At 73.4% G+C, this 8,714-nt stretch carries 8 protein-coding genes; 5 read left to right on the forward strand and 3 right to left on the reverse strand.

Translation table 11 applies throughout. The features are described 5' to 3' along the window. Positions 1-2: 2 nt before the first annotated feature. The 3 genes from QZ433_RS00295 to QZ433_RS00305 all read right to left on the reverse strand — a co-directional run bounded on the left by QZ433_RS00295 (position 3) and on the right by QZ433_RS00305 (position 2,603). Positions 3-431 (reverse strand): molybdenum cofactor biosynthesis protein MoaE, encoded by a 429-nt coding sequence (locus tag QZ433_RS00295; protein WP_295779470.1) that lies wholly within the window; start codon positions 429-431, stop codon positions 3-5. After that, a complete protein-coding gene (locus QZ433_RS00300) occupies positions 428-910 on the reverse strand; it encodes a MogA/MoaB family molybdenum cofactor biosynthesis protein (RefSeq protein WP_295779471.1) in 483 nt (160 codons plus the stop codon). The genes QZ433_RS00295 and QZ433_RS00300 overlap by 4 nt, the downstream gene beginning before the upstream one ends. Positions 911-989: 79 nt before the next feature. After that, positions 990-2,603: an SDR family oxidoreductase gene (locus QZ433_RS00305; RefSeq protein ID WP_295779472.1), complete on the reverse strand. Its 1,614-nt coding sequence runs from the start codon at positions 2,601-2,603 to the stop codon at positions 990-992. Positions 2,604-2,681: 78 nt separating this feature from the next. On the opposite strand from QZ433_RS00305, the gene QZ433_RS00310 reads away from it, so the two are divergent. The 5 genes from QZ433_RS00310 to QZ433_RS00330 form a co-directional block, all read left to right on the forward strand. After that, positions 2,682-3,311, forward strand: a complete 630-nt coding sequence (locus QZ433_RS00310) for a response regulator (RefSeq protein ID WP_295779473.1) — start codon at positions 2,682-2,684, stop codon at positions 3,309-3,311. After that, complete coding sequence (locus QZ433_RS00315; protein ID WP_295779474.1) at positions 3,308-4,987, forward strand: hypothetical protein; 1,680 nt, start codon at positions 3,308-3,310, stop codon at positions 4,985-4,987. The genes QZ433_RS00310 and QZ433_RS00315 overlap by 4 nt, the downstream gene beginning before the upstream one ends. A gap of 10 nt (positions 4,988-4,997) precedes the next feature. Further along, positions 4,998-5,672 (forward strand): GAP family protein, encoded by a 675-nt coding sequence (locus QZ433_RS00320; RefSeq protein WP_295779475.1) that lies wholly within the window; start codon positions 4,998-5,000, stop codon positions 5,670-5,672. A gap of 8 nt (positions 5,673-5,680) precedes the next feature. Further along, positions 5,681-7,243, forward strand: a complete 1,563-nt coding sequence (locus QZ433_RS00325) for a carboxylesterase/lipase family protein (RefSeq protein WP_295779476.1) — start codon at positions 5,681-5,683, stop codon at positions 7,241-7,243. Between the two features lie 62 nt (positions 7,244-7,305). Further along, positions 7,306-8,714, forward strand: a 1,409-nt coding sequence (locus QZ433_RS00330) for an MFS transporter (RefSeq protein WP_295779477.1), incomplete at its 3' end; no start/stop codon positions are given.

Raw genomic sequence — 8,714 nt, forward strand, 5'->3', positions numbered from 1 at the left:
AACTACCCGCCCAGGCCCTTCCACTCCGTCGTCCCGTCGGCCTCGACCTGCCGCTTCCACACCGGCAGGTCGGTCTTGATCGTCTCGATGACCGTGCGGCACACCTCGAACGCCTCGGCGCGGTGACCGGATGCCACGGCGATGACCACGGCCGCCTCGCCCACGCTCAGTCGCCCGACGCGGTGGCTGACCGCGACGATCGCGTCGGTACCCGCGGCCGCGTCGGCGGCGATGCGGTGCAGGGTCTGCTCGGCGTCGGGGTGGGCGCTGTATTCGAGCGCGACCACGGCATCGGCGGCGTCGGGGTCGGTGTCGCGGACGCGTCCGACGAAGGTCGTGACGGCGCCCGACGACGACTCCTCGACGGCGTCGAGGTGCGCGTCGAGGTCGAGGGGCTGATCGGACAGGCGGGCGATGCGGACGGCGCTCATGAGTGGTCTCCTCCGGCGAGCTGGTCGAGGATGTGCGGGGCCAGTTCCGCGAGGACGGAGATCCCGGATGCCACGGCCTTCGTCGATCCGGGGAGGTTCACGACGAGGGTGCCCGGGTCGACGATCCCCGCGAGGCCCCGCGAGATGACGGCCAGGGGTGTGTCGGCGAGGCCGCGGCGGCGGAGCTCCTCGGCGATGCCGGGCAGCTCACGGTCGAGGACGCGGGCGGTGCCCTCGGGCGTGCGGTCGGTGGGGGCGATACCCGTGCCGCCGGTGGTCACGACGAGACCCGCCCCCTCGGCGACGAGCGCGCGCAGCGCCCGTTCGACGCTGTCGGCACCGTCGGGTACGACCACGGGGTCGGCGCAGTCGAACCCTGCCTCGCGCAGGAGCGAGACCGCGAGCGGTCCGCCTCGATCCTCTCGCAGGCCGGCGGCGGAGCGGTCGGAGACGGTCAGGACGCGGGCACGAGGGGGCACGCGGATCAGCCTAGGCCGCTGCGGGCTCGTCCGGCCCCGCCGTGCCCCGCGCTCCCGACGCCGACCATGCGAGGATCGCTCACGCCGACGACGCGGCGGTCGTCTCGACCTCGGCGATGGCGGGCGCGATGCGCCCCGCTTTCGCCTTCGGCTCGAGGTCGTCGCGCTGTACGTGCTCGGCCGCGGCGGTGATCCGCCGCGCCATACCGCTGAAGATCAGGCCGTGGAAGGGCAGCACCGACAGCCAGTAGAGGCGCCCCGCCAGACCGGTGGGGAAGAAGAGCGCCCGCTGGTCGAATCGCGCACCCGCGCCCTCGGGCGACGCGCGCAGCTCGAGCCAGGCCCCGCCCGGCACCTTCATCTCGGCACGCAGGCGCAGCAGGTGGCCGGGCTCGATCGCCTCGACCCGCCAGAAATCCAGGGCGTCCCCGACCGTGACGACCGAGCGGCTGCGGCGCCCGCGGGCGAGCCCCACCCCGCCGACCAGGCGATCCATCCATCCGCGGATCGCCCACAGCAGGGGCGAGGAGTACCACCCGTTCTCGCCGCCGATGCCCTCGATGACGGACCACAGCTGCGCGGGGCTGGCCGTGGTGGTCATGGTGCGGATGTCGGTGTAGACCAGGCGCCCCGCCCACTCGGGGTCGCTGGGCAGGGGGTCGCTCGGCGCCCCCGAGACCTCGGCGTCCTGCCAGCTCGTCTCGATGTCGTCGTCGTTGACGCGGCCGAGGGCGCGTCGCACCGCCTCGCGGTAGGGCATGAGGCCGCCCTCGGGGCGCGGGACGAGGTCGTCGATCGCGCGGTCCTTGACGACGCAGTCGTTCTGCAGCGACTCGACGAGGGGGCGGGCGATCGACTTGGGGATGGGCGTGACGAGGTTGACCCAGTGCGACGCCAGGCGCGGCGTGAGGACGGGAAGCGAGGCGATCGCGCGCTGGGGCAGCCCGGCCTGCAGGGCGTAGCCGTTCATCATCTGGCCGTAGCGCAGCACGTCGGGACCGCCGATGTCGACCGCGCGGTTGACGTTGGGGGCGACGCGCGCGGCGCCCAGCAGGTAGTGCAGCACGTCGCGCACGGCGATGGGTTGGATGTGGTTGCGCACCCACTTGGGGGCGGGCATGTAGGGCAGAACGTCGGTGAGGTGGCGGACCATCTCGAACGACGCCGAGCCCGAGCCGATCACCACCCCGGCCTGCAGCACCAGGGTGGGCACACCGCTGCGCAAGAGGATCTCGCCGACCTCGACGCGCGAGCGCAGGTGGGCCGACAGCGTCGCGTCGTCGGGATGCAGGCCGCCGAGGTACACGATGCGCGACACGGACGCCGCCGAGGCGGCGTCGGCGACGGTCTGGGCGGCGACGCGGTCGGTCGCCTCGAAGTCGCGGGCGCTGCCCATCGAGTGGATCAGGTAGTAGAGCACGTCGACGCCGTCGACGGCGGCGCGCACCGCCGCGCGATCGGTCGCGTCGCCCGCCGCGATCTCGACGTCGTCGCCCCACGGGAAGGCCCCGACGCGCCGCGGGTCGCGCGCGAGGACGCGCACCCGGTACCCCGCCGACAGCAGGCGGGGGACGAGCCGGCCGCCCAGGTAACCGGTGGCCCCCAGCACGAGGGCGAGAGGAGCCGACCCGTCGGGTCGGGGCTGCGCGACCAGTGCGGGTTCGCGGCCGGTGGGGGCGGAGAGCTCGGTCATGCCGACACGGTACGCCGGGGCCCCGACATCGCCCAGGGCTTGACGAAACGTCAGGGCGCGCGACGATACAGTGAGCCCGTGCAGACCGCGTGGGTACGACGCGTGCTCGTCGTCGAGGACCAGCCTGCCATGCGCGCGCTGCTGTGCGACATGCTCGCCCACCGCGGTTTCGAGGCGACCGGGGTCGCTGATGCGGCCGGGGCCGTGGACGCCTTCTCGCGCACCGATCCCGACGTGCTGTTGACCGACATCGACCTGGGGTCGCGTCCCTCGGGCGTCGAGCTCGCGGTCATGCTCACGGGTCTCGCGCCGCACCTCGCGGTGGTCTTCCTGAGCAGCTTCCCCGGCGCGGCCACCGGGGGTCCGCCGGGCGCCGTCTTCCTCTCGAAGCTCGACGTGACCTCGGCCGACGTCGTCGTGCAGGCCCTCGAGACCGCCCTCGCCGACACCAGTGCGGAAGCGGGACCCCCGCCGCCGCGCGCCTCGCCGCTGGCGGTGCTCACCCGCCAGCAGGTCGAGATCCTGGCGCTGGTCGCGCGCGGATGGACCAACGCCCAGATCGCCGCCGATCGCGGGACCGGCGTCCGGGCGGTGGAGCGCGCGGTGAGCCGCCTGTTCGAGCGGCTGGGGCTGGCATCCGATCCGTCCACGAACGCGCGCGTGCGGGCCAGCGCGCTGTATCTGGCGGAGTTCGGCTCCCTGTCGTGAGGAGTCTCGTCGGCGTCCTCACGAGCGGGCGCTTCGTCACCCGCTACACCTTCGTGACGATCCTGCTCGTGTCGGTCGTCGTCCTGGCGCCCACGCCCGTTCCGCTGCACCCCGGCCAGCGCCTCGTCGTCTCGATCGCGACCGCGGGCCTGTCCGCGTTCGTCTGGGTCGTCGTCGCGGTCGCCGAGAGATGGACGACCCGCCCCGCCGTGCGCGGGGCGATCGTCCTGATCGCGCTGCTCGCGTGGGCCGTCTCGCGGCCGTCGATGCAAGATGCCGTCTCTCTCGCGCTCGGGCTCGCCGCCCCGCCCCCGGGGGCCGAGGTGCTGCGCGCGGCCACCAACGTGCTCGTCTGGGCGATCGCCCTGGCGGGGACGGCCGTCCTGGTGGATGCCGCGCGCACCGCCCGAACCACCAACGTCCTCCTGCGCTCGGTGCGCGATGACCTGCGCGCGAGCGCCGCGCGCGCACGCCTGTTCGCTGCCGATGCGGCGGCCGCCGTCGAGGCCGCGGCCGCACTGGTGCGCGCTCCCGTCGAGGCGGATGCCGACGCCGTCCGCGCCCGCGCCGCCGCCGTGCGCGCGCGTGCTCACGACCTGCCGGCGCTACCCGTCTCGAAACCGCGTGTCCCGATCGCGGCGCCCGCGTCCCGACGCGCGTCGATGCCGACGCGCCTCCCGGCGACGGGGGCGGTGAGCGCGACGTACGCGCTGGCGGTGCTGCCGTTCGCGCTGCGCACGGTGGACGCGGCCGCGGTGGGGACGGGCATCGCGCTGACCCTGCTGGTGGGCTCGGCCGCCGAGGCGCTCCCGCGCCTGGGGCGGTCCCGGCGGTCCCCCCGGACACGGGGTCGGCGGTACGCGGGGGCGGTCGTGGCGGCGGGGCTGTTCTTGACGGTGCTCGCGAGCGCCCAGGGAGTCGCATGGCCCACCGCAGGCGTTCCGGCGCTGGCCTTCCCCGCCCTGGCGTGGGCGATGACGAGATGGCGCACCGGCGCGCGCGCCGTCGCCGTCGAGCGCCGTCGACTGTCCACCGCGATCACGGCCCTGACGCGGTCGGACGACCGCGGCACCCGGGCCTCGCGAGCCGGTCTGCGCGCCGCCGCCGAGGTGCTGCACCGCGACGTGCAGGGCGTCCTCGTGCTGTGGGCCCTGCGGCATCCCGATCCCCATCCGTCCGACACCGCCGCGCTGTCGCCGGTGCTGGCCTCGCTCGCCGACGACGTCGAACGGGCCTTCGCGGCTCCGCCCGCGAACGCGGACGCCCCCGCGCTGGACGCCCTCGTGGCCACGTGGGGTCACGCCCTGCGGATCGACACCCGTCTCGACGTCGCGGCCCGCGCTCTGCTCGATGCCGATCCGGGCCTGGCCGACGAGGCGGTCGAGGTCGTCGCCGAGGGGCTGCTGAACGCCGCGAAGCACGCCCGCCGCCGCGAGGCGGTCGTGATGGCCCGTGTCATCCGGACCGGCGCCGGCCCCCGGCTGCGCGTGACGGTCGAGACCCCCGGCACGCTCGCGCCCGGGACGACGCTGCGCCGCGGTGCGCGCGTCGAACGCCTGGGGGGACGGCTGACGTCCGCCGACGACGCCGTGCGTCTGGTCGCCGACCTGACGCCCGCAGAGCCGGTTGTCGTGTCGACCGAACATCGCGACCGGACCCCGATGCCACGGGAGTAGCCTCGCGCCGATGTCCGAACTCAGCGCACTCCTCCCCCTGGCCGTCGGCATGGCCATCTCTCCGTTGCCGATCGTCGCCGTCGTCGCGATCCTGCTGTCGGCGCGCGGGCGCCGAGCCGCCCCGGCGTACACGGCGACCTTCTCCGCGGTCACGCTCGCCGCGGTCGCCGTGGGCGCGCTGACCGCGGCCGGCGCGTCCGGGGCGTCGGGCACGGCGAGGGGCAACGTCGTGGTCATCGTGCTGGGAGCGCTGCTGACCGTGGGCTTCGCGACCTTCGCCGTCGTCAGCTGGCGCGGTCGTCCGCGCCACGGTCAGCCGGCCGCCGCTCCGCAGTGGCTCGCCGCGATGGACTCGATCACCCTCGGTCGCGCCGCCGGCCTCGGCCTGCTCATGGCGGCGACCAACAGCAAGAACCTGCCCCTCGAGCTCAAGGGCGGCGCCCTGATCGGCGCGGCCCACCTGCCCCTCGCCGCGACGTTGCTGCTGTGCGTCGCGCTGGCGGTGGCGGGGTCGCTCACGCTGATCCTTCCGACCGTGCTCGGCGCCACCGGCATCCCGCGCATCACGGCGGCCCTCGACCGCCTCAAGAGCGAGATGATCGAGCACAACGCCGTGATCATGACCGTGTTGTTTGCCCTCCTCGCCGCCAACGAGGCGGCCCACCTCATCCACCAGCTCGCGTGAGGACTCCCATGACCCCTTCCCCCGTCTCCTGCCGGGCCGAATCGCCCGCCGGTACCTTCGTCGGCGTCGTCGACCGCGGTGTCCGCGTGTGGCGCGGCATCCCGTACGCCCTCCCCGCCGCGGGCGAGCGCCGCTTCCGCGATCCCGTCCCCGCCCCCGATCTGGCGGAGGAGAAGGATGCCACGGCCTTCGGCCCCGTCTGCCCGCAGCCGGTGACCCCGGCGATCGCCCTGGGCGACGGCAGCGTGCAGGACGAGGACTGCCTCTCGCTGAACGTCTGGACGCCGATCGACGACAGCGCCCCGGCCCGTCCGGTGATGGTGTGGCTGCACGGCGGCGCGTACACCTTCGGCGCGTCGAGCCAGCCCTTGTACGACGCGACGTCGATGGTCTCCACCGGCGACGTCGTGGTGGTCACGATCAACTACCGCCTCGGGGCGCTCGGTTTCGTCGACCTCTCGGGGGTGCTGCCGGACGGCGGGTTCGACGGCAACCTCGCCCTGAAGGACGTTCTTCTCGCCCTGCGCTGGGTGCAGCGCAATGTCGCGGCCTTCGGCGGCGATCCGCACCGGGTGACCGTCTTCGGCGAATCGGCCGGCGGCGGCCTGGTCACCACGCTCCTGGCCACACCGTCGGCGGAGGGCCTGTTCCACCGGGCGATCGCGCAATCGTCGCCCGCGTCGAGCATGTACGGTCCCGACCGGGCGCGGCGGGTGGCATCCCGCTTCCTCGAACTGCTCTCGATCGACCCGGCTGATCCTCAGGCGGCGGCGGCGATCCGCTCCGTCGCGGTCGAGCGCGTGGTCGAGGCCGGCCAGACCGTCTACGCCGAGGTTCCCACGACCGCCCCCGGGACGCTCGCCTTCGCCCCGGTCATCGACGGCGACCTGCTGCCCGAGGCGCCGCTCACCGTGCTGCGCGAGGGCCGCGGGCTCCCGGTTCCGCTGATGATCGGGACGAACAAGGACGAGGCCTCGCTGTTCTCGTTCATGAAGTCCCCGCTGATCCCCATCACCGGGGACCGCCTCGAGCAGATGTTCACCGCGATGGCGGCCGAGAACCCGGGCGTCGAGCTACCCAGCCGCGAGCAGGTCCTGACCGCGTACGAGCACGTGCGCCACCGCGCCGTGGGGCTGGGTGTCGCGCGCGACATCGGCTTCCGTCTGCCGACGCTGTGGCTGGCGGAGGGGCACTCCGCGGTCGCGCCGGTGTGGCTGTACCGCTTCGATCACGCCGCCCCGTTCCTGCGCCTGATCGGCCTCGGGGCGACGCACGCCAGCGAGCTGCCCTACCTGTGGGGCAACCTCGTCAGCGGCCCCAAAGACCTCACGTTCCGCCTCGGCGGGCGCCGGGTCGCCGAAGAGATCTCGGCGCGGATGCGGGCGAGATGGGTCGCCTTCGCGCGCGGGGAGTCCCCCGACGCGCCGGACGCGGCGCCGTGGCGGCCGTTCCGCTGCGACGGCCCGGACCCGCGAAAGACGCTCGTCATCGACCGGCGCGATCGCGTCGTCCCCGATCTCGACCGCGAGCTGCGCGGGGCGTGGGGCGACGAGGTGCTCGCCTTCCGTTAGCACGAGGCCCTCCGGGCCGCCCCGGCTGGAAACGACGGGCGGATCGGAGTAACGCTAGAAGGATGGACGAGAAATCCTCCTCGGCATCCGGCTCCCCTCGACTCGAGGTCGACGACGTCGTGGTCGTCGACACGAAGCGCGTGCGCACGGCGATCGGCGGTACCGTCGTCGGCAACTTCATGGAGTGGTTCGACTTCGGCATCTACGGATACCTCGCCGTGACGCTGACCGTCGTCTTCGCGTCCGACGTTCCCGCGCCCTGGGGTCTGCTGGTCACCCTGCTCGGCTTCGCGATCTCCTTCCTCGTGCGTCCCTTCGGCGGTTTCGTGCTCGGCCCCCTGGGCGACCGCATCGGGCGGCAGAAGGTGCTCTTCCTCACGATGGCGATGATGGCTACCGCCACCGCGCTCATCGGCATCCTCCCCACGTCCGCGCAGATCGGGCTGTGGGCGATCATCCCGCTGTACCTGTTGAAGATGGTGCAGGGCTTCTCCACCGGCGGAGAGTACGCCGGGGCCACCACCTACGTCTCGGAGTTCTCGCCCGACAAGCGGCGCGGATTCTGGTCGTCGTGGCTCGACGTCGGGTCGTACGTCGGCTTCGCCGCGGGCGCGTCGGCGGTGGCGATCACGACCGCGATCACCACCTCGATCTCGGGCGAGAACGCGATGGTCGAGTACGGCTGGCGCATCCCGTTCCTCCTCGCCGTGCCGCTGGGCATCGTCGCGATCTACTTCCGTCTGCGCATCCCCGAGACCCCGGCGTTCGAGCAGGCGGGCACCGCGGCGACGGACGCCGACGACCCGATGGCCCGTCAGGGTCTGGTGGGAATCGTCCGCCACCATTGGAAGCCGCTGCTGATCGGCATCGCGCTGGTCGCGGCGACCAATACCGCGGGATACGCCCTGACCAGCTACATGCCCACCTACCTCGAGAAAGAGGTGGGCGTGTCGAACATCACCGCCGCGGTGGCCACCGTCCCCGTGCTGCTGGTCATGTCGGCCGCGCTCCCCCTGATCGGCCGGTTGAGCGATCGCATCGGCCGCAAGCCCGTCTACGCGATCGCCGCGGGCTCGGCCCTGGTGCTGCTCGTCCCGGCGTTCCTCATCATGCAGATCGGCGAGCTGTGGGCGGTCATGGTGGCGCTGTGCATGGCAGCGGTACCGGTGGCGTTCTACGTGGCGATCTCGGCATCCGCTCTGCCGGCGCTCTTCCCGACGGCGTCGCGTTTCGGCGCCATGGCGGTGGCGTACAACGTGGCCGTGTCGCTGTTCGGCGGCACCACCCCGCTGTTCAGCCAGGCCCTCATCGACCTGACCGGCAACACGCTCATGCCGGCGTTCTACATCATGTTCTTCGCCGCCCTCGGTCTCGTCGCCCTGTTGGCGATGCGCGAGACCGCGAAGCGCCCCCTGCTGGGGTCGATGCCCACGGTCGAGACGCCCGCCGAGGCGGAGGCCCTGGTGGAGCG

This window comes from uncultured Microbacterium sp., from assembly GCF_913776565.1.
In the GTDB taxonomy this organism is placed as follows: Bacteria; Actinomycetota; Actinomycetes; order Actinomycetales; family Microbacteriaceae; genus Microbacterium.